25 protein-coding genes are annotated in these 23,928 nt (G+C 47.9%); 12 read left to right on the forward strand and 13 right to left on the reverse strand.

The window, feature by feature from the left end:
• Positions 1-99: 99 nt before the first annotated feature.
• Together QUA78_RS05125 and QUA78_RS05130 are read right to left on the reverse strand one after the other, a co-directional pair.
• Positions 100-1,068, reverse strand: a complete 969-nt coding sequence (locus tag QUA78_RS05125; protein ID WP_333305029.1) for a hypothetical protein — start codon at positions 1,066-1,068, stop codon at positions 100-102.
• A 169-nt stretch (positions 1,069-1,237) separates the two neighbouring features.
• A complete protein-coding gene (locus QUA78_RS05130) occupies positions 1,238-2,221 on the reverse strand; it encodes an AraC family transcriptional regulator (protein WP_333305031.1) in 984 nt (327 codons plus the stop codon).
• Positions 2,222-2,407: 186 nt separating this feature from the next.
• Here QUA78_RS05130 and QUA78_RS05135 point away from each other — a divergent pair, with 186 nt between their 5' ends.
• The 6 genes from QUA78_RS05135 to QUA78_RS05160 all read left to right on the forward strand — a co-directional run bounded on the left by QUA78_RS05135 (position 2,408) and on the right by QUA78_RS05160 (position 8,462).
• Complete coding sequence (locus tag QUA78_RS05135) at positions 2,408-3,244, forward strand: SDR family oxidoreductase (protein WP_333305033.1); 837 nt, start codon at positions 2,408-2,410, stop codon at positions 3,242-3,244.
• Between the two features lie 117 nt (positions 3,245-3,361).
• Positions 3,362-4,420, forward strand: a complete 1,059-nt coding sequence (locus QUA78_RS05140; RefSeq protein WP_333305035.1) for an NAD(P)-dependent alcohol dehydrogenase — start codon at positions 3,362-3,364, stop codon at positions 4,418-4,420.
• Between the two features lie 74 nt (positions 4,421-4,494).
• Positions 4,495-5,139: a TMEM175 family protein gene (locus QUA78_RS05145; RefSeq protein WP_333305037.1), complete on the forward strand. Its 645-nt coding sequence runs from the start codon at positions 4,495-4,497 to the stop codon at positions 5,137-5,139.
• A gap of 58 nt (positions 5,140-5,197) precedes the next feature.
• Positions 5,198-6,205: an aldo/keto reductase gene (locus tag QUA78_RS05150; protein ID WP_333305039.1), complete on the forward strand. Its 1,008-nt coding sequence runs from the start codon at positions 5,198-5,200 to the stop codon at positions 6,203-6,205.
• 154 nt (positions 6,206-6,359) lie between these two features.
• On the forward strand, positions 6,360-7,211 hold the full coding sequence (locus QUA78_RS05155) for an aldo/keto reductase (RefSeq protein WP_333305041.1): 852 nt from the start codon (positions 6,360-6,362) through the stop codon (positions 7,209-7,211).
• Positions 7,212-7,298: 87 nt separating this feature from the next.
• Positions 7,299-8,462 carry an aldo/keto reductase gene (locus QUA78_RS05160; RefSeq protein ID WP_333305043.1) on the forward strand — a complete coding sequence of 388 codons (1,164 nt, stop codon included), beginning with the start codon at positions 7,299-7,301 and terminating at the stop codon, positions 8,460-8,462.
• A gap of 89 nt (positions 8,463-8,551) precedes the next feature.
• On the opposite strand, the gene QUA78_RS05165 is transcribed toward QUA78_RS05160, so the two are convergent.
• Positions 8,552-9,457, reverse strand: coding sequence for a hypothetical protein (locus tag QUA78_RS05165; RefSeq protein ID WP_333398626.1), 906 nt, complete (start codon positions 9,455-9,457; stop codon positions 8,552-8,554).
• On the opposite strand from QUA78_RS05165, the gene QUA78_RS05170 reads away from it, so the two are divergent.
• Entirely contained in the window at positions 9,457-9,618 is a 162-nt protein-coding gene (locus tag QUA78_RS05170) for a hypothetical protein (protein ID WP_333398644.1), read from the forward strand. The genes QUA78_RS05165 and QUA78_RS05170 overlap by 1 nt on opposite strands.
• A 34-nt stretch (positions 9,619-9,652) precedes the next feature.
• On the opposite strand, the gene QUA78_RS05175 is transcribed toward QUA78_RS05170, so the two are convergent.
• The 3 genes from QUA78_RS05175 to gyrA form a co-directional block, all read right to left on the reverse strand.
• A complete protein-coding gene (locus QUA78_RS05175) occupies positions 9,653-10,945 on the reverse strand; it encodes a ribonuclease D (RefSeq protein WP_333305047.1) in 1,293 nt (430 codons plus the stop codon).
• 220 nt (positions 10,946-11,165) lie between these two features.
• Complete coding sequence (locus QUA78_RS05180) at positions 11,166-11,891, reverse strand: Uma2 family endonuclease (protein WP_333305049.1); 726 nt, start codon at positions 11,889-11,891, stop codon at positions 11,166-11,168.
• Positions 11,892-11,946: 55 nt separating this feature from the next.
• Positions 11,947-14,658 (reverse strand): DNA gyrase subunit A, encoded by a 2,712-nt coding sequence (gene gyrA, locus QUA78_RS05185; protein ID WP_333398628.1) that lies wholly within the window; start codon positions 14,656-14,658, stop codon positions 11,947-11,949.
• A gap of 396 nt (positions 14,659-15,054) precedes the next feature.
• Here gyrA and QUA78_RS05190 point away from each other — a divergent pair, with 396 nt between their 5' ends.
• The 3 genes from QUA78_RS05190 to QUA78_RS05200 all read left to right on the forward strand — a co-directional run bounded on the left by QUA78_RS05190 (position 15,055) and on the right by QUA78_RS05200 (position 18,028).
• Positions 15,055-15,978 (forward strand): histone deacetylase, encoded by a 924-nt coding sequence (locus tag QUA78_RS05190; RefSeq protein WP_333398630.1) that lies wholly within the window; start codon positions 15,055-15,057, stop codon positions 15,976-15,978.
• A 343-nt stretch (positions 15,979-16,321) separates the two neighbouring features.
• A complete protein-coding gene (locus QUA78_RS05195; RefSeq protein WP_015175516.1) occupies positions 16,322-16,510 on the forward strand; it encodes a hypothetical protein in 189 nt (62 codons plus the stop codon).
• A 495-nt stretch (positions 16,511-17,005) separates the two neighbouring features.
• Positions 17,006-18,028, forward strand: coding sequence for an ATP-binding cassette domain-containing protein (locus tag QUA78_RS05200; protein ID WP_333306007.1), 1,023 nt, complete (start codon positions 17,006-17,008; stop codon positions 18,026-18,028).
• Positions 18,029-18,111: 83 nt separating this feature from the next.
• Here QUA78_RS05200 and QUA78_RS05205 read toward each other — a convergent pair whose 3' ends face one another.
• From QUA78_RS05205 to QUA78_RS05220, 4 genes are read right to left on the reverse strand one after another with little or no spacing between them, the layout of a single operon-like run.
• On the reverse strand, positions 18,112-18,381 hold the full coding sequence (locus tag QUA78_RS05205; protein ID WP_333306009.1) for a hypothetical protein: 270 nt from the start codon (positions 18,379-18,381) through the stop codon (positions 18,112-18,114).
• A complete protein-coding gene (locus QUA78_RS05210) occupies positions 18,378-18,992 on the reverse strand; it encodes a Uma2 family endonuclease (RefSeq protein WP_333306011.1) in 615 nt (204 codons plus the stop codon). Before QUA78_RS05210 ends, QUA78_RS05205 begins: the two co-directional genes overlap by 4 nt.
• Positions 18,993-19,023: 31 nt before the next feature.
• Positions 19,024-20,184 carry an NB-ARC domain-containing protein gene (locus tag QUA78_RS05215; RefSeq protein WP_333306013.1) on the reverse strand — a complete coding sequence of 387 codons (1,161 nt, stop codon included), beginning with the start codon at positions 20,182-20,184 and terminating at the stop codon, positions 19,024-19,026.
• Between the two features lie 24 nt (positions 20,185-20,208).
• Positions 20,209-20,427, reverse strand: a complete 219-nt coding sequence (locus QUA78_RS05220) for a hypothetical protein (RefSeq protein ID WP_333306014.1) — start codon at positions 20,425-20,427, stop codon at positions 20,209-20,211.
• Between the two features lie 477 nt (positions 20,428-20,904).
• Here QUA78_RS05220 and QUA78_RS05225 point away from each other — a divergent pair, with 477 nt between their 5' ends.
• The gene (locus tag QUA78_RS05225) at positions 20,905-21,120 is read left to right on the forward strand and encodes a hypothetical protein (protein ID WP_333306016.1); all 216 of its coding nucleotides are present in this window, start codon (positions 20,905-20,907) and stop codon (positions 21,118-21,120) included.
• 156 nt (positions 21,121-21,276) lie between these two features.
• On the opposite strand, the gene QUA78_RS05230 is transcribed toward QUA78_RS05225, so the two are convergent.
• The 3 genes from QUA78_RS05230 to QUA78_RS05240 all read right to left on the reverse strand — a co-directional run bounded on the left by QUA78_RS05230 (position 21,277) and on the right by QUA78_RS05240 (position 22,356).
• Entirely contained in the window at positions 21,277-21,639 is a 363-nt protein-coding gene (locus QUA78_RS05230) for a type II toxin-antitoxin system PemK/MazF family toxin (protein WP_333306017.1), read from the reverse strand.
• A complete protein-coding gene (locus QUA78_RS05235) occupies positions 21,629-22,024 on the reverse strand; it encodes a hypothetical protein (protein WP_333306019.1) in 396 nt (131 codons plus the stop codon). The genes QUA78_RS05230 and QUA78_RS05235 overlap by 11 nt, the downstream gene beginning before the upstream one ends.
• 95 nt (positions 22,025-22,119) lie before the next feature.
• Positions 22,120-22,356, reverse strand: a complete 237-nt coding sequence (locus tag QUA78_RS05240; protein WP_333153890.1) for a hypothetical protein — start codon at positions 22,354-22,356, stop codon at positions 22,120-22,122.
• Between the two features lie 570 nt (positions 22,357-22,926).
• Here QUA78_RS05240 and QUA78_RS05245 point away from each other — a divergent pair.
• The gene (locus QUA78_RS05245; RefSeq protein WP_333306021.1) at positions 22,927-23,817 is read left to right on the forward strand and encodes an ABC transporter permease; all 891 of its coding nucleotides are present in this window, start codon (positions 22,927-22,929) and stop codon (positions 23,815-23,817) included.
• Positions 23,818-23,928: the final 111 nt, after the last annotated feature.

Genomic DNA, 23,928 nt, shown 5'->3' on the forward strand with positions numbered 1-23,928 from the left:
CAGCGATCACACTCTGTTTCTACCTCCTTACCTCCCGCTTTTGCTGGCTGGGAGCCGGGATGTGCAGCCCACTGTAAGCAGCGACTGCAACGATTACTTTTATGAATTAGTCTCGGCAGAAGTACACCTCCCTATCAAAATGTCCAAAAACACGAACGTTCCATCCTTAGCTTTTTCGCATTCTTGAATTAAGTCATTATTTTGAGATAACTGACATAATTCGAGTAAATCCAGCGTGGCTATAATAATATAAAAAATACAACAAGAAACCATTTGATTTAGGTAAAATTTAACTTCTTCATTGAGTTGAAAATTACTGCTATGTTCCATACTTATAGCAAAAGCACTAGAATGTACATAGTTTGACATTAGCTTATTAAAGAATTTATCGAATCTGTTTCCTATCTTCTCCTCTTTATCCGAAAAAGGCACAGAAACATATGTTGCTAGACGTTCCAATAATATAGTTTGGTCAGTTTTAAAACAACCTTTCCATCTCGTAAGTCTCTCCATGAAACCCTGACTAAATTCTATATTCTTTTTATTTCCGTTTTTTTCTGTATCTTCAATTGATTGAACCAGCGTGCCGTAAATATGTTGACTATTTTTTGTACTTAAAAATTTATAGTAACTGTGATTTCTTATCTTTTTTTTGCTCTCTACTAAGTCAGTTTGCAGATCCGGGTAGTTATTGCCATTCCTAATTGCCTCAATCATGTAGCGACGTTCAATAAAAAAGTAAACTTTAAAAAGCAAGTATCTAAAGTCACGTTCTTCCTCTTTGATATTTTCAATAGTTAAATAATAAAATGGTCTATAAGATTCAACTAAGACTCTTGTTAAACTTCCAATTGATGCCACACTAAAATTTTCTGTTTCTGAAACAGGTAATAGTTTAGAGATAGCCTCACTAATTAGTAGTGTTCTGCGATATAGAGTCACTCTAAGCAGATCAATTTCGCTTGGGCTTGTACCTAAATTTTTCTGATTATTCAACAATAATTCACTTAAAGTAGTAGCTAATACAATAGATTCTTTAAGCTTATTCGATAACAAATGATAGTCCATAATATTTTTGTATCTTAACTGGCAGAGAGTGAATACTTAATTAAATTATAGCGCCGCGACTTAACTAACGAGACTAGGACACAGAGAAAGGAGGAGAACGGTGCGCGACACAGAGCAGTCTCCACAATGTTTTAGCGATTTCTGGCAAGATTAGGGCATCTTGAGGAGATCATGTTGAACTCGCAATCTGCCTAGCAGCTTCTCGCAGCCGCTCCATATCGCGCATCGGTGGTATACCAAAGAGCCGCTTGTACTCTCGGTTGAAGTGCGAGGAATCGTCATAACCCACACGGTAGGCTGCACTGGTAGCGTCAAGGTTTTGCCCCAGCATCAGACGGCGAGCCTCCTGGAGCCGCAGTTGCTTCTGGAACTGCAAGGGACTCATGGCAGTGACAGACTTGAAGTGATGGTGGAAGCTCGATACACTCATTCCCAGCTCTCGTGCGATGCTTTCAATCCGAAGTGGCTGGTTAAAGTCTTTACGAAGTCGATCGACGGCTCTAGCAATTTGGTGGGTAGAGCCACCCAGAACTGCAATATGACGCAGCCGACCACCTTGCTCTCCCATCAGGAGTCGGTAAATGATTTCCCGCTTAATCAGCGGTGCCAGAACATTAGCTTCAGCAGGGCAATCTAGAAGCCTGACGAGCCGCACCACAGCGTCCAAAAGATTTGCATCCAACGGACTTACGTCGATCGCTTTGACATTGGCATCCCTTTGTGGTGAGGGATCGCCCGCCTCAACCATGACTGAACCGACAAGTGTGGGGTCGAGATCGAGGCGAAGGCTAAGGTACGGTAGCGCCTTAGACGCTTCCAGAATTTGGCTGGCGATCGGCAGTTCGACCGTAGCCAGCAAATAATGCAAAGGGTCGTACTGATAGCGATCGCAGCCCAGAAGCACTTCTTTGCTGCCCTGAGCGATCGCACAAAAAGCAGGGATAGAGACACTATGAATGCATTCTGAAGGGGAGGAGGAGCGGTTGAAGTGCAATCCTTTCAGCGGCTCAACCGTCCCATCCTGACGAATCGCCTGTGCAATCCGCTCAGTCAGTTCGTCTCTGTTGGCTTGCGTTCTGTCTGCCTCGCGCTTTGCCTGCTGGTCGTTCATTAACTCCATATCGGGCTTTTCACTCGGTTTGGCAGCGTTCATTTCTAAGTTTGCAGGATTGTACAACAATCTTAGACGATCGTTCTATTGCTTGCCCTTGAGGATTCTTAGAATGAGGCTAAAGCAATGAAAAACCATTTCGGCGAATTGTAAGCATTCTGGATTTTTATTTAACAGAAAACTCGGTTTTGATTGGGCAAGAGATTCGCCGTTGAAAGGAGTACGACTATGAACAAAGTCTGGTCGATCACAGGTGCCGGCAGCGGTATCGGAACCGGAATCGCCAAGGCAGCATTACAGGCTGGCGATCGGGTCGTCGCGACCGGAAGAAACCTCGACAAAGTGCGTAAAGCCTTGCGCGACGTTACTAACGAGAATCTTGCGTTTGTCCAGTTAGATGTTTCCGACGAGATACAGGCGAAAACAGCCGTCGAGGAGGCGGTGAAGCGGTTCGGTCGCATCGACGTTTTAGTTAACAATGCTGGCTACAGCCTGCTTGGTAATTTTGAAGAGATGACCACAGCCGACATCGAACGCCAGTTTGCTACGAACTTCTATGGTGTGGTGTACGTCATGCGCGCCGTGCTCCCGATTATGCGTCAGCAGCGATCGGGCCACATCATCAACATCAGCTCCGTTGCTGGCGTGGTCGGGTTTAAGCACTGCGCCGCCTACGCCGCATCGAAGTTCGCCATCGAAGGACTTTCGCTGTCGGTCGCGGCCGAGGTCGAGCGGTTCGGCATCAAGATCACGCTCGTCGAACCAGGCTTCTTCCGCACCGATCTTCTGGATGACCAGAATGTCAGATGGCCCAGCAACGCCATCGAAGACTATGCCGCCGAGGGCAACGTCCAGGATACGTGGTCGGCCTACAACGGCACGCAGCAGGGCGATCCGGCAAAGTTAGGCGATGCTCTGGTCAAGATCGCCGGGATGGAGAATCCGCCGAAGCTGTTTGTTGCCGGAAGCGATGCCCTCGCGGCGATCGCCCCGGCTGTTGAGGAACGGTTGCAGGCGATGCGCGCCCATGAAGAGCTATCGAAATCAACAGACGGTTCATTCTAGCGATCGCGCGAGAAGCATCATCATTCAGAACTCGACGGCAAGACTGTGGACTGGCTGGAACAGGTCAGCGACGAGCAATACCAGGTGTCAAACGTAAACCAATAGGAGCATCAATTTATGTACAACACGAAGGCTTATTCCGCAGTCAGTGCAACATCACCTCTGTCCTCTACCGAGATCGCGCGGCGCGACCCAACTGATCGCGACGTACAGATCGAAATCCTCTTCTGCGGCATCTGCCACTCCGACCTCCATTCGGTGCGTAACGAGTGGAGCAGCCTCGTGTCCACGGTCTATCCAATTGTCCCCGGTCATGAGATCGTTGGTCGTGTCACCAAGGTCGGCTCGGCAGTTACCAAGTACAAGCCCGGAGATCTAGCTGGAGTCGGCTGCATGGTCGAGTCAGACCGTACCTGCCCTCATTGCCAAGCTGGGCTTGAGCAGTTCTGCTCGAACCTGACCCTCACCTTCAACTCCACGGATAAACATCTTGGAGGCGTCACCTATGGTGGCTACTCCGATAGCATCGTCGTCGATGAAAGCTTTGTTCTGCGCGTTCCCGACCACCTCGATCTCGCTGGAGTCGCGCCACTCCTCTGCGCTGGGATTACAACCTACTCGCCCCTGCGCCACTGGGGTGTCACCAAGGGCAAGAAGGTAGGCGTGGTCGGTCTCGGTGGGCTGGGTCACATGGGCGTGAAGTTCGCCCGTGCGTTTGGAGCCCACGTAGTCGTCTTCACCACCTCACCCGACAAGAAAGAGGACGCGCTCCGCCTCGGTGCCCACGAAGTCGTGGTATCCCGCAATGCCGACGAAATGCAAAAGCACGCTGGCAGCTTCGATTTCATCCTCGACACCGTTTCCGCCAAGCACGATATCAACGCCTATCTCAACCTGCTGGGCCTCGACGGCAACATCACCCTTGTCGGTGCACCTGAGAAGCCTCTGGATGTCTCGGCATTCAGCCTCATCATGGCCCGCCGCAGTCTCTCCGGCTCTAATATCGGCGGCATCGCGGAAACCCAGGAGATGCTGGACTTTTGCGGCGAACATAACATCACTGCGGATGTCGAAGTCATCCCCATCCAGAAGGTCAACGAAGCCTACGAAAGACTGCTCAAGTCCGATGTGAAGTACCGCTTCTGTATTGATATGGCATCTCTGAAATCTGAATAACTGAGGCAGACCCTGGAAGGAGCAACCATACAGAAGCGCAAATTTGGCAATCGTTACTCGTAGAGGAGAGGAGTGTGGATACCAACCGTTTGGAGGCATTCAGCGACGGCGTTTTTGCGATCGCAATCACCCTGCTGGTACTTGAAATCAAAGTGCCACCACCCGACACGGCGCTTGGAGCGGAACTCCTCCAGCTCTGGCCGTCTTACCTCGCCTACGTAGTGAGCTTCCTGGTGATCGGCGCAATCTGGATCAACCACCACGCCATGTTTAAACACATTGTCCGCGTGGACGGAATGCTATTGCTGCTTAACGTCCTCCACCTGATGCTGATCGCATTCCTGCCGTTCCCAACCGCCGTGCTCGCCGAAGCGTTTCACCGGGGAACGGACGAGCCAGTTGCCGCTGCGTTCTACGGTGGCATCTTGACCGTCATTGGTATCTTCGTCAACGTCATGTGGCGGTACGCGGCTCACGAGTATCGGCTGATCGATACCCACCTCACAGCGAAAAAAGTACGGAAGATCAGACGTTTATTCCTTGTCGGACCGATCGTTTACGCGATCGCCACCGCGATCGCGCTGGTCTTACCCTGGCTGGCAGTGCTGGTCTTCATCCTCCTCAACCTCTTCTATCTTTGGCCTCGCTGGGGTCATAAGACCACCTCAGCCCACATCGATGACTCCACAGTGAGCACAGATCGCAGTGAAGACGGCTGACAACGACGAGATCGATCGACGGCGAACACTATCAATTCCACATTAACGGAGAAAAACAATGCAAACGCGCAAACTTGGCAACAGCAATCTGGAAGTCTCGGCGATCGGGCTCGGCTGCATGGGAATGAGCTTTTCCTATGGTCCGCCCAAAGACAAACAGGAGATGACTGCTCTTCTGGGGGCTGCGGTCGATCGCGGCGTTACATTCTTTGACACCGCTGAAGTTTACGGCCCGTACTTGAACGAAGAACTGGTGGGTGAAGCTCTCGCTCCCTTCCGCAACCAAGTGGTGATCGCCACCAAATTTGGGTTCGACATCAGTCCCAATTCCGATCCTCGTGGCATGAAGGGTTCACCCGGACTCAATAGCCGGCCGGAGCACATCAAGGAAGCCGTGGAGGGGTCGCTCAAGCGGCTCAAAGTTGAGGCGATCGACCTCCTCTATCAGCACCGGGTCGATCCGAACGTGCCGATCGAAGACGTGGCAGGAACAGTGAAGGAACTGATTCAGGAAGGTAAGGTTAAGCACTTCGGACTTTCTGAAGCGGGAGTGCAAACGATTCGGCGCGCCCATGCCGTTGTGCCAGTCACGGCACTCCAGAGCGAATACTCGCTGTGGTGGAGAAAGCCTGAAGCGGAAGTGATACCGACCCTTGAGGAACTTGGCATCGGACTTGTCCCCTATAGCCCGCTGGGCAAAGGCTTCCTCACGGGCAAGATCGACGAAAACACGACCTTTGACAGATCCGACTTCCGCAGCACTCTGCCTCGCTTCACACCGGAGGCTCTCAAGGCGAATCAAGCCCTGATCGATCTGCTTGGCAGCATCGCAGAACAGAAGCAGGTGACACCCGCTCAGATCGCACTTGCCTGGCTGCTGGCTCAAAAGCCGTGGATCGTCCCGATTCCAGGCACCACAAAGCTGCATCGCTTGGACGAAAACATCGGGGCAGCCTCCGTCGAACTCACGCCCGACGACCTGCGCGACATTGATGACGCCGCCGCCAAAATTACAGTACAAGGCGCGAGATACCCCGAAAAGTTAGAGCAAATGACGGGTCGCTGAGTCCAGTTTTAGTCTCTGGGTCTGGCATAACCGCCCCTTAAACCAGACCCAGCTCATTATGACTGGTTGCGGTCGGATGGCAGAGATCAACCCCGAACCATAACAGAGTTACTGACTGCTCATTGAAGGAAAAAGCACAACTTGGAGAGAAACAATGCAAAAGGTTGTACTAAATAATGGTGTCGAGATGCCCATTTTAGGGTTCGGTGTTTATCAGATCGCTGACACCGAAGAGTGTGAAAGAAGCGTATATGAAGCCATCCGTGCGGGCTATCGTTTGATTGATACTGCCGCTGCTTATCAAAACGAAGAAGCCGTTGGCAAAGCCATTGAAAAAAGTGGTGTGACAAGGGAGGAGATATTTGTCACTACAAAGCTTTGGATTCAGGATGCTGGCTACGAAAGCACAAAGAAGGCGTTTGAACGATCGCTCAAAAGATTGCAATTGGATTATCTGGATCTCTATCTGATTCATCAACCCTACGGCGATGTCTATGGCTCGTGGCGAGCAATGGAAGAACTGTATCGAGAAGGCAAGATTAGAGCCATCGGTGTTAGCAACTTCCAACCCGACCGATTGATGGATCTAATGGTTCATAACGAAGTAGTTCCTGCGGTCAATCAGATTGAAACTCATCCCTTCAACCAGCAAATTGAAACCCAGAAATTCTTGGAAGAAAACAAGGTGCAGATCGAATCCTGGGGACCCTTTGCCGAAGGCAAAAACAACATCTTTGAGAACGAGTTGCTACGCTCCATAGCAGGCAAATATCAGAAGACCGTGGCTCAGGTCATTCTGCGTTGGCTGACACAAAGAGCAGTCGTTGTGATTCCCAAATCCGTTCGCAAGGAAAGAATTGTCGAGAACTTCAGCATTTTCGATTTTGAGTTAAGTCCTGAAGATATGGATGCGATTGGCACGTTGGACACGAAGGTGAGCAGCTTCTTCGACCATCGCGATCCGGAGATGGTGAAACGGTTGGGTACCGTAAAACTTGACATTTAGAATCACCGCGCTCCCGTTTGATTTGGTTCAGATAGCGTTTAACAACGAACGATAGCAGGGCTGCTAACTGCCCTTAAAGGAAAAATCATGCAAAACCGAAAAGGTCGAAATGGAAAACACGGCCCCGTTCTGCCCGGTCGCCGTCAAGTGCTTGGTGCCGGCATTGCGTTGGCGGCAACTTCATTGCTGCCTCGCAACATCGCGCGGGCGACGGATCAGAACACGCCGGACGCCAACACACCGTCGCAATCCACGCCCGGCGCCCGGCGCAGGCTCGGCACCCTGGAAGTCTCTGCCGTCGGACTTGGCGTCCAAAACATGAGCCGCACCTATCAACAGACTATCCCCACCCGGTCTGAGATGTTCAACATCATTCGCACAGCCTTTGACCGGGGCGTCACCTTTTACGACGCGGCGGAGGCTTACGGGCCGCATGAGGTGGAACGAATCTTGGGCGAAGGCGTGGCTGCGTTCCGAGATCGGGTCGCGATCGCAACCAAGTTCGGCTGGAACATCGATCTCGAAACTGGCGTGCGGCGTCCGGGACTCAACAGCCGCCCCGGTCATATCAAGTTGGCCGTCGAGGGTATGCTCAAGCGCCTCCGCACCGATCGCATCGATCTTCTCTACCAGCACCGAGTTGACCCACAGGTTCCGATTGAAGATGTCGCCGGCGCAGTCAAGGAGTTGATGGCGCAAGGCAAGGTTCTGCACTGGGGTCTGTCCGAGATGGGGCCGAACACGTTGCGCCGCGCTCATGCCGAGTTGCCCGTAAGCGCCGTTCTGAACGAATATTCGATGCTGTGGCGCGGGCCGGAAGAAGAGGTAATCCCTCTGGGCCAGGAACTGGGCATCGGCTTTGTTCCTTGGAGTCCGCTTGGCGTGGGTTTCCTGACCGGTGCCATTGACGCCCAGACCCGGTTCGCGGACGGTGACATTCGCGGCGTTGAGTCCCGGTTCTCGCCCGAAAATCTGCCGCACAACCTGGCGATCGTGGATTTACTCAAAACCTGGGCCGTGCGGAAACAAGCCACTCCTGCCCAAATCGCGCTGGCGTGGCTCTTGGCACAGAAGCCGTCGATCGTCCCCATTCCCGGCACGACACAGATGCCGCACATGCTCGAGAACATCGGCGCGGCAGCCGTTCGATTCACGCCTGCCGAACTCGCCGAACTGAACCGGTCTGTTTCGGCGATCCAGATTCAAATATTTTCCACTCTGCATCGATTAGGTCGCTCGAATAAGCCATGATACTTGGATTAGCTGGTTTCGAGTACCCTAATTCAAATTCTAAAAGATGTCAAAGGGGTTCTATAAGAGCTTAATAATCCAGTTATTTATTAATTGCTATAACTGTCTTTGCTCGAGTATGTCTCATAAGCAACAAAACCAAAAATCAGAATAGCTAAGACAATGCTGATCCGCCCTGTACCAAAGCCTACTCCACCAACATCCTGAGATTTACCGATCCAATCTGCGAATGAAGCGCCCAATGGTCTAGTCAGGATATATGCGAGCCAAAAAGCCCCGACCTCATTAAGTCCTGAGCGCCAGTATGCGAACGCTGGTAAAGCAAATAACAAGGCAAACAGTACACCTGATGTGAAGTACCCCAAACCCCAAGTTGATGCTGTCATATCACCTGCAGCTGTGCCAAGCGCAAATGTAACCATAACGGTTGCCCAGTAAAATAACTCGCGCCGAAGTGTGTAAATATGATTAATCGATAAAGTCTTCTCGCTCATATACCAAACTGCAAAAATAATACTAAGTACGACGGAAAATCCTACAGTCGATAGGAGATACGAAACACCTAATACAACATGGATAGCATCAGCAGCCATTGTTCCGAATATAGCTACCATAATAATAGCTAACCAATAGACCCAGGAAATATATTTCCGTACTAAAAACTGTATTAGTAAAGCAATCACTAATCCACTTCCCCCCAGAGCGACCGCAAAAATGGGGTTCATCTGATGGGCTAGGTAATCTGAAGTTGTTTCGCCCATTCCCGTAGTCAGCAACTTGATAATCCAGAAAAAAATGGTAACTTCTGGCAGCTTTTTGAGCAGGCGATGCTGTGCCGATTGTTCTGTACTGTTTGGTTTTGGCTTCATATCTGGGTGGATTTTAGTTGCGACTTTACTCAATATATAATGATAAATTAATTGTAGATTAGCAGGCGACACCTGCTCAGATCGCGATCGCCTGGCTGCTGGCCCAGAAGCCGTGGATTGTTCCAATCCCAGGCACCACGAAGCTGCATCGCTTGGACGAAAACATCGGGGCAGTCTCCGTCGAACTCACGCCTGCGGATCTGCGTGAAATCGATGATGCCACCGCCAAAATCACAGTAAAAGGGGCGAGATACCCCGAAAAGTTAGAGCTTTTGACGGGTCGCTGAGCGGCGAAGAAGAGGAAACGTGATATTTTAGTAGTTAAAACGGAATCTCTTCCTCTTCATCTTCCACAGTCTTAGCCGTCATCCGCCAACTCGTAATATACTCAATTTGCACATCAATTTTGTTAATTGCTTCCCCTAACCGCTTTTGGATATATTGAGTCAGCGTCACCATAAAATCTAACTCAACTCCCACAGATAGGGCAAGTTTTGCGAAGCTAGCAAAATCTACCTTCAAAATTGAGGAACTGGATAACTTAAAATCGGGAGTATTTCTCTTATTTTGCACCAACATTGCTTTTTTAATGCGCTCTTTCAGATGCTCAACTTCTGAATCCAGTAACTTCCATTCAGGCAAAATTTCTTTGTACCTTTCCCCCAATGCTGTTAAATCCTCACTCTCCGGTTCCGGGGCAATTTTCTTAGTAGATTTTCGCCGCTGCTGTAGGTTGGAATTCAACCGCCAACTAGCAATCTCCTCAACTTCCAAAGATGGATCGGCGATGAGTTCGCCTAACTGTTTTTGAATTTCTTTCGTCAGCGTTACCGGAAAATTTAACTCAATTCCCTCAGTTTGCGTCAGTCTGGCCAGCGTGAGAAAATCTACTTTCATCGTTATCGAACTGGAAAGCTCAAAATAAGAACTGTCTTTGAGCTTTTGGATCAGCATCCCTGCTTTAATCCGTTCTTTCACTTCAGTGATTTCTGAATCTAGCGGCTTCCACTGAGATTCTATTTCCTGATATTTTTCGCCCAATGCTGTCAAGTTTTCCGTTGCGGGTTCGGGGTAACATTGGGCAAGGATTTCTAGCAGGCGGCGATGCACTCCAGCTAAATAAACCGCGTCCATCTTGGCATATTCTAGCTGCTTCTGGGTCAGGGGACGCTTTGCCCAATCGCCGCCTTGTTCTGTTTTATCTACATAAGCAATGCCGCAAAGCGTTTCTATTAAAGTTTTGAGTTGTCGATTAGGTAAGGGCAGAATGTAAGCTGGAATCTTGCTCGCCATTTTTAATGTGCAAGTGACATTTTGAGCGTCGTCATTGCCTAGAAATCGGATGTCATAGCTGGCGTTGTGCAAGACTTTTTCAATATTTGGATTTACCATGATTTGGTTGATGAAATCTTTGGCCAATTCAGGTTGATCCAAGACATCTAGTAGAAAAGTGGCATCTCCCGTCGAATCTGTGGAGTCAGCTAACACTTGAATCAGAGATAATTTGGGGTTGGATTTATAGTCTGCTATTTCTGTATCAACCCACAGGATTTTAGCTTGGGAAAATTTAGCGATGAGTGCTTTGATGTCGTTTGCTGCTGTTAAATAAGGCATTTTTACAGACTTTTGCTATTAACTTTAGGGTTATATTATGCTATAGCAATTATCGGATCGATTGTCAACGATTCAAGCACCGGACACGGAATTGCCTTAGTCTTGGGTACACGCAGACCTCAGAAACCCGGTTTCTTCCTATATTTCTCGTTCCTGTTCACAAAACTCGTAGAAACCGGGTTTTTAGCCTCCAGTTAAAAAAAGAATGCAGTCGATCGCACTATTGAGGATTCCCGCGAACTTCCTCTAAAAACCAGTTGCCTACTTCTGTATTGTCCGTCTGGCGACTGCGGCGCAAACCTTCCTCTAATAAAGCAACTTTTAGCCCAGGCAAAACTTGAGATTCCGTCAGCCGTTCGCTTCCACGGTTAGCAATTATTTTGAAAGCAATAACTTGCGCTTTTTGTACGTCTACTACCCAATACTCAGACACTCCTAATTCTTCATAAATCATTCTTTTGGTTCCCAAATCGTCAACGAGAGAACTGTCGGCAATTTCAATTGCTAAATCTGGGGAAACTAGGCTATCCAAATTCACTACAGAACTGCCGCGAGGTGCCGTTTGCACCCGGTCTCCGATGTAGTAAGAAGCATCGGGTTGAGCGCCTCTGACACCTGTTTTGGCGTAGCTACAGTTGACCAGCAGTCTCATTTTTATACCTTTAGCAATGCCAAATAAATTGATTAAGATGACGATAATTCCGTTGTCATCAGCATGATCTGGCCCGACTGCTGCCATTTCAATCCTCAACTGTCCGTTGTAATAGTAGCATTTTGCTCGATCGTACTCCGGCTGTTTAATAATTTCTATATATTCATCCCAAGTCGCTGTAACCCAGGTATCAGTTAGTAGTTTGGTTTGGAGTTGACTCATCATTACCTCACCGGAAAAAATCTTTGACTTTTGAGGGAAAACTTCTGAGTAGGGGCGATCGCATTTTACCATTCAGCAGTAAGGTGCGCAGTGCGCCGTGCGCACCCTACAAACTATTAACCTATGCCTATTCTGCCACTTCCTCAGATTCCGATTCTTCGATCGATTCTTCACCAGCAGGCGGCACTAAAGCCACAGCTACGATCGAATCATCCTCGTCCAACCGCTGCACCCGCACACCCGTTGCTGTGCGCGATTGAGTTGAAATTGCACTCACAGCCTGACGGATAATAATACCTCGGTTGGTAATGATCATCAACTCGTCATGTTCGTTGACAATTCGCAGCGCAGCTACCTGATCCTTACCCTTTTTCGACTTAAATTTAGTAGCCGTCAATCCCTTGCCCGCCCGTCTTTGTAGGCGGAATTGAGAAACAGGAACCCGCTTGCCATAGCCGTTGGTGGTGATTACCAACACCGAAGGAACTTCGCTGCTAACTGTCGAAATTTCTTCGACCTCTTCGCCTTCAATTTCCTCGGCTTGCAATTCTAATTCTTCATCTTCCAATTCTGCATCTTCAGTTTCCAATTCAGCAATTTCTGCCCCTTCAAATTCCGAGTCTTCAGTTTCTAATAGAGCAATATTAGCTCCTTCAAATTCCGAGTCTTCAGTTTCCAATTCAGCAATTTCGGCAACAATTGAACTCGGCAATATGTCCATACTGATCAACTCATCGCCCGATCGCAATTTCATTGATTTTACACCCCGCGTCGCGCGGCCGACAGGGCGCAACTGTTCGTGATTGGTGCGGAAATGAATTGCCATGCCTTGGCGCGTACCGATGATGATGCTGTCCCCAACTTTTGCTCTCCGCACCCAGCGCAGTTGGTCGCCTTCTTCTAGAGAAATCGCGATTAATCCATTAGTGCGGATGTTGCCAAAAGCTGAAAGTGCGGTTTTCTTGATGTAGCCGCCGCGAGTCAACATTACCAAGTATTCTTCGCTGGTGAATTCTGTGACTGACACCATAGAAGTGATTTTTTCTTCTATAGGAATCGGCAGCAGTTGCACCACGGGAGTGCCGCGGGCAGTCCGGGAACAGATGGGAATTTGATAAGCTTTGACAGAGTAAACTACGCCCCTGTCGCTGAAGAACAAAACGCTGTCATGATCGCAGCAGGAAAGGAAATGTTCTACTCCGTCGTCTTCTTTCATTTTCGCGCCTGCTTTGCCGCGAGTAGCGCGACTTTGGGCCTCGAAAGTGCTGACAGGCATCCGCTTGATGTAGCCTTGCTCTGTGATCAGAATAATTGCCTGTTCGTTCGCAATTAAATCTCTTTCATCGATTTCTCCTTCGGCGTGTTCGATGACGCTGCGTCTAGGAGTGGCGATTTTGGTTTGGATTTCGACTGCTTCAAATTCGGCTATTTCTAAGATGCGTTCCCGCCGCGCTAAGATATCTTCCAAATCGGCAATTTTAGCTCGCAGTTCTTCGTGTTCTTGCTGAATTTTTTGCGCTTCTAATGCTGTCAAACGCCGGAGCTGCATTTGCAAAATTGCATCGGATTGCTGTTCGGAAAGACCGTAATTATCCATCAATTCCTGTTTGGCTGCTGCGGAGTCGGCAGCGGCGCGAATTAGGTGAATAATTGCATCTAAGTTGTCTAGGGCAATTAATAAGCCTTGCAGAAGGTGGTCGCGTTCTTCTGCTTTGCGGAGTTCATATTGAGTCCGGCGAGTAATTGTCTCAATGCGGAAGTCTAGGAAGACATTGAGGAATTGGGAGAGCGTAAGTAGTTGGGGTTCCCCGTTTACTAGCGCTAACATATTAGCTCCAAAGTTGGCTTGGAGGGGTGTTTGTTTATAGAGGTTGTTGAGGACGACGCGGGGATAGGCGTCGCGCTTGAGTTCGATCACGATGCGCATTCCGTCTCTATCGCTTTCGTCGCGAATGTCGGAAATTCCATCTAATCTTTTGTCATTGACAAGTTCGGCAATTTTCTCAATTAGCGCTGCCTTGTTTGTTTGGTAAGGCAATTCGGTGATAATAATTGCTTCTTTGTCGGGGCGGCCGGGATGTTCAATGGTTTCAATGCCGGCGACTCCGCGCATTGTAATCGAACCGCGACCGGTGGTGTAAGCATCGCGGATGCCCCCTCTCCCCAGAATTTGCCCTCCGGTGGGAAAGTCCGGGCCGGGGATGTACTGCATTAATTCCAGGTCGGTAATTGCTGGATTGTGAATTAGTGCTAATAAACCGTCAATTATTTCGCCTAAATTGTGCGGCGGAATGTTGGTTGCCATCCCCACAGCAATCCCGGAGGAACCGTTGAGCAAAATTTGGGGAATGCGTGCCGGGAGTACGAGGGGTTCTTGCTGGGAACCGTCGAAGTTGTCGCCGAAATCAACTGTTTCCGAGTCGATGTCGCGCAGCATGGAGTCGCTAGTCAGAGCTGTGAGGCGACACTCGGTGTAACGCATGGCAGCGGGCGGGTCGTTGTCAACGGAGCCGAAGTTGCCGTGACCGTTGATCAGGCGTTCCCGCATGGAAAAATCCTGAGCCATCCGCACCAGGGCGTCGTAAACCGCTGTATCTCCGTGCGGGTGATACTTGCCCAGCACCTCCCCCACGACGCGGGCGCATTTGCGGAAAGGTCGATCGGGAGTCAAGCCCAATTCGTTCATGGCGTAGAGAATGCGTCGGTGAACGGGCTTGAGACCGTCCCTGGCATCTGGTAGCGCCCGACCGACAATTACGCTCATGGCGTATTCCAAGTACGATCGGGACATCTCATTACCCAGATCCGTCGGGATTATCCGCGACTCAGAGGTGCTCATAGGTTGAAAAACTCCGTTATAAATTTAAATTTGACCGCTATAAATCTCAAAAATGCGATAAAATCGGTTTGGATTCAGTAGAGCTGCCAAATATTGCAAATTACTCCTAAAATTATATCACAATTTGCCTTTGACTTTATGGGAAAGTTGCCAGAAAAATTAAGGGACGAAACAAGGACAATTGATAATTTGTCAGTTGGTGATTTGGTCAGCGGTTGGCAAAAGCTAGAAAGGTTTTTTTAGGCGGTCGGCTTTCATGCTTTCGTTAGTTGTTTTGACGGCCCTATAAGAAATTAAAATGGTTGAGCGATCGAAATTTTAATTTCACAAAGCCGAATGCCGAATTGAAGTAAACAGAAAATCTAAAATCTAAAATATCAACTCTAAAATCTGCTGATGCTACCCGTCATCTACTCCGAAGATTTCTTGCTGCACAAGACTGGAATGCTTCACCCAGAGCGACCAGAACGTTTAACGGCGATCGCCAACGCTCTGAAAGCTGCTCCCTGGGCGGCTCAAATTGAGTGGCAACTGCCCACCCCAGTGGCGCAGCGCGAACAAGCACTGTTCTGGGCTCTCAAAAAAGTTCACGCGCAAAGATACATCAAAGAAGTGGAACATTTGGCTCATCGGGGAGGCGGCTACCTCGACGGCGATACGCCGATTTCTGCTGAAAGTTACGACGTAGCGCTGCTAGCGGCGAGTGCTTGGCTCGATGGGGTCGATCGAGTGCTGGCTGCCGGGGAACCGGCTTTTGTGCTGGCCAGGCCGCCGGGACACCACGCCGAAAAGGCCCGCGCGATGGGTTTTTGCTTGTTTTCCAATGCTGCGATCGCCGCTCACTACGCCCTGGAACAGCCGGGAATCAAGCGCGTCGCCGTCCTCGACTGGGACGTGCACCACGGCAACGGCACTCAATCCTTGGTGGAAAACTGCCGACAAATTGCCTACTGTTCCCTGCATCAATCTCCGTGCTATCCGGGAACGGGAGATGCCGAGGAGCGCGGCGCCTACGACAACGTGCTGAACATTCCCCTGTATCCGGGCGGCGGCATAGCTGAATACCTGGGCGCCTTTGAATCTCTTGTCGTGCCTTTTTTGTCAAAATTTGAACCGGATTTGTTGATTGTCAGCGCCGGTTACGACGCTACTGCGTCCGATCCGCTGGCGAGCATGACTCTGGCTCCGTCAGATTACGGTACTTTCACCGGATACTGCCTGCAAATCACCCGCCGCATCGCCTTTGGTTTGGAGGGGGGTTACGCGCTCAAAGATTTGGCCGAGTCGGTTGTGGCGACTATTGACCGATGCCTCAATTAGCTGGAAAATGGGCATAGGGGAAAATGAGATTGAGAAGCCATGAGGACGGGAGGGAGAGTTTTTGAGGGCGATAAGCGAAGCTTAGATTTGGCGATCGCGCTTGATGGCCTTTTTCCCTCTTCCTTCTGACTTCTTCCCTCTTCCTTCTGAGTTAAGTGACAAGGATCACAAATTTAAGAGTTCCAAGTCACTGGCTATCAAAGTCTCGGTCACAGATTTTTAGCCCAAAAATCACACCGTGTCAATGTTTTCGATCGCCTTTGGAGTCGCTCGCAGAGAGCATAATAAGATTACAATCAGTCTGTGAAAATTTTATCTGTCTCAATCAACTAGGAGGTTTATCATGTCAGTCTCCCAAATGACACTCGAAGAGTTATTTGGTCAGGTCATGTTCTCCAGCGTCGTGACTCGCCACGACCGGAGACAGCTCAGATCTGCACTCTTAGAAAGAACGCTGAATGAAGATGAGTATGCCATCATCAACCGACTGCTGTACAACGTGCGCCGCGGTTGGGTAAAAATTGTCGATTAAAGACGCCTCCGCCAACTTTCTTTAGGGGAGTTAAAAGTAGAACTTGCCACGTCGGGAAGTTTTTGCTGTTTAATATTTGGCTCGAAAGTTGGATGTGTTGGATAACGGTGTTAATTATCAAAATCGCGCTACACATCAGCCTATAGGTAGAGATAATTATAAAATAACAGGTTTCGGGTGCATCTCTACTTGTTAAACAATTGTGAGTTTTGAGTTACTAACTGAGAAGTTATAATTAACTCAAAACTCATAATTTTGAGAGTAGAGATTAGAGATTAGAGATAGGGAATTTACTGATGAATATCAGGGTTAAGAATCGCTATAAAGTTGATCTTTTATAAACGGGTATTAAGAATCAAAACTATAAGCAGTTTCCGGTTGAGGAGGATTGTGCGATCGTTACAAGCACAGCCAGTCGCATTGGTCGATCGACGATTCCGGTAATTTGAGCCCGGAAGTGTCAAAATATTAACAACCAGTTCATCCCCAAAATATATGGCTCCCGCCGTTTTAATTGAAAATCTTCAGAAACGCTACGGCACTGTAGAAGCCGTTAAAGATGTTTCCTTCAAGGTAGAACCGGGGGAAATATTTGGTTTGCTAGGCCCCAATGGTGCAGGCAAAACCACAACCCTGCGGGTACTTTGTACTTTGAGTGCGCCCGATAGCGGACGCATTGAAGTGTCTGGCATTTCTGCTGTCAGTCAGCCGAGAATTGCCAGACAAAAACTCGGCTACGTCGCCCAAGAAGTGGCTCTCGATAAGGTGCTGACGGGGCGGGAACTCCTGCAACTGCAAGCAGCGCTTTACCATTTGCCGCGCCCTACGATTAAAGGGCGGATTGACGAAATGGTGAAACTCCTCGGTTTGGAGGAGTGGGAAAATAAAAAGACGGGTACTTATTCCGGCGGTATCCGCAAGCGCTTGGATTTGGCTGCTGGGTTGCTGCACCAGCCGGATGTTTTGGTTTTGGACGAACCGACTGTCGGGCTGGATATTGAAAGTCGGGTGGTGGTGTGGGATTTCCTGCGCCGCTTGCGGGAGGAAGGTACGACGGTGTTGATTACCAGCCATTATCTCGAAGAAGTGGATGCTTTGGCCGATCGCGTGGCGATTATTGACAAGGGTACGGTGATTGCTGAGGGCACACCGGAGGAGTTGAAAAATCGGGTTGGGGGCGATCGGGTGACTCTGCGGATTCGGGAGTTTTCGCCGATCGAAGAAGCCGAAAAAGCTAAAACTCTGATGCAATCTTTGCCTTTTGTGCAGGAAGTAATTGTCAACGCGGCTCAAGGAAATTCTCTGAATTTAGTAGTAACACCGCAAAGCGACGCGCTGGTGACTATTCAGCAAGCTTTAAAAAATGCGGGATTGCCTACTTTTGGGATTGCTCAATCTCGGCCGAGTTTGGATGATGTGTATTTGGCGGCGACTGGTAAGACGCTGTTGGATGCGGAGTTGGCTGCTGCTAGCAACCGCGATTTGAAGGCTGAGCAAAAACAGGCGATGCGATCGTAGTTTATACCAATTCCTGTAGGGACACGGCAGTGCCGTTTCCTTAGCCGGTGCTTTGGTGAAAAGGAAACGGCAGTGCCGTTTCCCTACCTGGGGGATTTTCTACGGGATAGCTTTTTCAGCCAGGGAATTAATTTTTTGGCGGCATGTTGGTTGAAGTTGAAACCAATGAGCAACGGAGGACACGGCAGTGCCGTTTCCCTACCCCAAAATAATTGCTCGCCCTCGATCGGATGCAAGCATGGCCCGATTAATTGTAGGGAAACGGCACTGCCGTGTCCTGATGGTTCGGCTTCGCACGCGCCTACCGCTGTGGGTAATATCAATTCCGATGCCACCGGATTTGGAAATATCATACATCCAATACTTGCTCTGCTGTCAGCGCTAATTCTGGGAAAGTTCGGGATCTAATTCGCTCAGTCCCTCGGTAAGCAGTCATTTGATAAACGCCATTTTCATCTAGCAGGTAAACAAAAACAGTCGGTTCTTTCGGGTTGCCCAAATAGTTTCTGCTACCCAAAGCTAAATAATCGACAATCCAATATTCAGAAATTCCCAGCCGCTGATATTCATCCAGCTTGTCGATATAATCATCTTCCCAATTTGTTGAGACAACTTCTACAACTAATTGTGGTGGTTCAGTTAGGGCTGAATAGGCGAACGGCTGCGATTCCCAGAGGTTTTTGTCTACTACTGTAACATCAGGATGGCGGCCTTGTTCTTTACCATTCGGGGTTAATGTCCTCAGCATAAATCTGCCAGATATCCTGTAATTGAGCGGAACGCGATCGACTTCTCTATCAAATTGTTTTATCAGAAAATCAGCAACATCCTCATGCAGTCTTATTGGTAATATTTTCACAATTTCTCCATTGACAAGTTCATAGCGGCCTTCTTCATCGGGAAGTTGCTTCACAAATTGCTCGAAACTGAGAATCTGCTTAGGTTGGGTAGGAGTTGCGGTCATGGTTTGCTCTCATTTAGCTAGATATTTAAGACTATTCTGCAACCATTTTAACATACTGTTTTAACACAGGTGGAATCGTGAAAACGGTTTCAGTTTCACAGCTCAATTTTTCGATCATTCCCCGTCTTGCTAAAGATTGAATGGCTTTAAAGAATTCGCCCTGCGAACCTTGACATTTTGCCATGAATTGGGTAAACGAAATAGGATCGATTTCATTACTAATTTGCGAAATCGCCTGTTTTTCTATTTGCGACAACCGCTGATAGTGCTGTTGCAATATCGGTGTCAATTCATCGCTTAAAAATACTGGTTGATAGCTTAAATATTGAGAGACTCTACCGCCAAATAAGTTGTTAATGGTTTGAGCGACTAATTTTAACCACAGGGGATTCTCTTGATAAAGTTTAATCAATTCTGGCCAGGATTCTTCATCCAACAAACATTTTTCTCTAAGGATTTCTGTTGCTGCTTCACCTAAACCGGTTAACTGTAATAAACATACTGCTGAATTATCGTCGGTGAATGTGATGATGTCTGAGGGAGGTTCCCAACTATTAAGGATTAAGCAGCTATTGTGGGGAATTTCGCCGATGAGTTTAAATAGGGTTCCGTAATTTTCATATCCGGGTTTGTAATTTCCTGCAAGTTGCCCGCTGCTGAGAATTTGCTGCACGTCATCGAGGATAATGAGACAGCGATTTTCGCGCAATGTTTCTATTAGGATTGATAACTGAACATCGGTGTTGGCGGGTATGTTAACTTCTGGTTGATTTGAGAGAAATTGAATGAGGGTTTTGAGGGTGGTTTCGAGGGGTGGGGAGGTGCGGAGACTGCGCCAGATGATGCGATCGAATTGAGTTTGAATTTGGGGGATGAGGTGACGGGCGATCGCACTTTTGCCGGTGCCTGCCATGCCTGTGATGGTGAGGAGGCGGCAGTTTTGGCGGGCGATCGAGTTTTCGAGGGCGGTGAGGGGTGAGTTGGGGCGATCGTAGAAGGTTTTGAGCTCTGGTGCATCTCTTAAATCGAGTTTTTGTTGGGTGTTGTTTTCATTTGAGGTTTGTGTTGGGGGTGAGTTTTGTGGAGTTTTGGGAGGGTGGGATGTTTCTGGGCAGAAGTTATTGATGTTACTTTTTTGTACAATATTAAAGTTTACGAAATTAGAACATTGAGAAATTTCATATCTTTCCATTGTTGCTCTAAAGTTAGTTTTTTTTTATTTTTTATCAGTTAGCCTGTCTCTGAATAGCCTGAATAACTTGGAGGCTACTTTTTTAATGTGAGTCTCACTACAATTGCAAGCTTTTGCTATCTCCAAGTATTTCTTGCGTTCCCAAATACCTCGCAGTGTATCCTTTTGAATGTCATCCAAATATTTTCCTGTTGTGTCCACCGCCAGTTCATCAGCTAATTTCAATACTTCTTGAACGTCCATAGGTCATACAGATGTTAATGTTGTAGCCATTATCCCACTTTTTCCTGCTTTTTCCTACTTTTTACTACCACATCGCTACTTAAAATATTTTTATACTAACAAAAAGGTTTTAAAATGAATACCCAAAGATACTTTTTATAGTAGGCAATAATAAAAAATATTAATATAATTCTCTACAAGGCTTTTAAGTAAATACCTAACTTTAGGTAGAGGCTTAAAACGCCCAATGCCATTAATAGCAAATAAAACGTGAAAAATATGTTCAGAACATTTTGGCTAAGTACACTAATGTCTTCAGCAGTCTGCGCGTTAGTAGCAACTAGCACAATTGGTGAAGCTGTTTTCGCTCAAATACCGGGACAAAGACGAGTAATCTACAAGATTTCTGATATAAACCAGTTCGATGCAGACCGATTTTGTAGGGGTCGGTACGGAAACTATACATCTGCTCGCCTCGATCCTGAGAGGGATCGTGTTATGTGTGGGACACGGCGTTCTTCCACACAAACTCAAACGGGTGGGCAAGCCGGAACAAGCGGAGTAAATGGTACAAGAAATGTCACGGTAAATGACCCTGAGTGGAAAGAGGAGTTTCATCATCTCTCTGAGGTTTGTGAGGATAAGCATTCGGGCAAAGGTACTTGGGTTGGCGATGGAGGACGTTCTTGTTACGATAGCTACTGGACATGGTAGACTCAATATCCACAATGTGTGTTGCCTAAAAGGTTCGGACAAACATTAGGGGAAAAAGGCGATTTTGCAAAGCAGGTTCGCCTTTCTTTAATCCAATTTTTAGTGAGGGAGCTATCGCCCTTCCTTTTCTTAAAAAATATCGCTATTTATAAGTGACTACTGATACTCTACTACCGCCGCGATCGCCCTGGCAATTTCCTCCATATCAGTAGTCGAAAGTTCTCCTATTTTACGAATGAATCTTTGTACATCCATACCCCGTAATTGCAACAGGTCCACTGCCGAAACTTTCGTTAAACCATTAGCAATATCTGGCTCAATCTTAACGTGCCAGATATTGCCAGCATAATATTTTTTCCAATCTGTGATAGGTGCAGCCAATTTCAGTGGTAATTTACCAACACTATCAGAACTTACCACTACAGCCGGACGGATTTTTTTGATTTTTGCTCCCACTGTTGGGTCAAAATTAGCCAACCAAATATCACCCCGTTTAGGAGAAGGAGAGTTAGTAGTCAATTAAATCTCCTGCTTCTAATTCTGGCCATTTTCTATCTTCCTGGTAATGTTGCAACATTACCTCAGCTTGTTTTGCCAGAATATTTCGCCTCTCTTCTAGCGGCAATTGCATAAATTCTCTGCGACTGGGATAGTCGGCTAGTGTTGGTGTTTTTACAGCTATATCAATATCTAATGGCTGTGCTTTTCCTTCAGAAATTTCCTGTTTGGCGCGCTGTGCAGCTATAATCAGCGATTGTTGTGTGTTCTCACAAGATAAATTCCACTGCTCTTCATCCCTTAAGTCTTCAAGATATTCTCGCAAATGTTCAACCACTTTGTCTTGAAGAGTTAAGGGCAAAGATTCCATGATTTTGACCAAGGTTGCGATCGCACTTGATGACATAGCTTTATCCTCGGTTTTTGAGAAACCATTCTCATTAATGATTTATTAATCGGCAGCTTTCCCTGATTTTAGCAACTTTGAGGGAAGCACCCTCATTAACTTCTTACCTCTTGATACAAACCGTCTGACGATTCTGCTATTTTAGGCAGACTACCATCCTTAATAGCTTTCATCAAATCTTCGCGCAACGCTTCTAAAAAATAGCGATCGTTGCCGATATCTGATGCTTCATCCTCATCCAATTCTTCATCCTTCAAACGTTCTCGGTATGCCTCGATCCGAAACTCAAGAGCTTCGATAATAAATTGTACATCCTTAAAAGATAGAATCATCTGAACTCCATTTTTAATCTTTACACTTACTTGCCACTATGATAACCGACTCAGTTTCAAAGCTGCCAAAGCTGGAAATCTTTAACTCACTTTGTAGAAAGATGCACTTATCAGTCGAAGAGACTCCTTGTACTCCTCTATCGGCATAATATGATTCGGTTTCCACAACCAATGATCGTTGTGGTCATTAACTAAATCAAGCGCGGCAGGAATTTCACTCTCCGCATCTAACTTCCACCAGTTTTTGTCGTTTCTTTAAGTAGCAAATGTCGAAATCCCACCTCCTAAAGTAGGATCTACCCAGATTCGACCATTTTCTTCATAAGTAGCAACATCTTTGTTCGGTCGGACATTATCCATTCAAGGTGAATTAGCGTTGCCTTGTCGATATAGAGCGATCGGTGTTTCTGCCATATCTCGATCGAAGATTCCCTGCTATGTAGAATTTATCATAATGACTATACAATCTGATCTGCTGGCTTGTGACGATCGCCCGCCCAACACCACCAATACCTCCAGACTTGCTACTGTAAAGAGAGTTAGATTTAATCAAAATCAGCGCAAGCAATTATGAGCGGTACTGTTACATCCCCCAACAACCTCAACCAGCAGCGATCGCCCTCAACGGCTATTACAGCCTCGAACAGTTCCCTGCTGGGCGACTTCATCCAAGAAACACTCGCCTTAACCAAGCGCCTGTTTATTCAATTGCAGCGCCGCCCCTCCACGCTAGTTGCAGGCATTATTCAGCCCCTGATGTGGTTGGTTTTGTTCGGAGCTCTGTTTGAAAATGCACCCGCAGGCTTGTTCGGCGAAAGCCAGAATTACGGACAATTTCTCGGCGCTGGTGTAATCGTTTTTACTGCATTTGCCGGAGCGCTGAATGCTGGTTTGCCGATTATGTTCGATCGCGAATTCGGCTTTCTCAACCGCTTGTTAGTCGCGCCCTTGGCTTCGCGATTTTCGATAGTCCTCGCTTCGGCTATTTTTATCGTCACCCTCAGCTTTATCCAAACCGGCACAATCGTTACAGCGGGAGCGTTTTTGGGCGCGGGATTCCCCGGAATTGCCGGACTGGGGGCGATCGCCCTAATAGTCCTACTATTAGTTTTGGGCGTCACCGGCTTGAGTCTGGGTTTAGCCTTCGCTCTTCCCGGTCACGTAGAATTAATAGCGGTAATTTTTGTTACTAACTTGCCGCTGTTATTTGCCAGCACAGCCCTCGCGCCGCTCTCATTTATGCCAGAGTGGCTGCAAGTTGTAGTGACTCTCAATCCTCTGAGTTACGCGATCGAACCCATCCGCTATCTGTACCTGCACAGCGATTGGTCGCTAGCCAGTGTCGTGATGTACGCTCCTTGGGGTAATGTTACCTTTGGAGGAGCGCTGTTAGTATTGCTAGCCTTTGATTTGGTGGCGCTGCTGAGCATTCAACCGCTGCTGCGACGCCGGTTTGCTTAGTTAGGGCGATCGTTTTACCTGCGCCGTCAATTCTAGGACACGGCAATGCCGTGTCCCTACCCCGGATCGCAGTCAATGGTAGGGACACGGCAATGCCGTGTCCTTAGCCCA

The sequence above is a fragment of the Microcoleus sp. K4-B3 genome, from assembly GCF_036704615.1.
Classification (GTDB): Bacteria; Cyanobacteriota; Cyanobacteriia; order Cyanobacteriales; family Microcoleaceae; genus Microcoleus.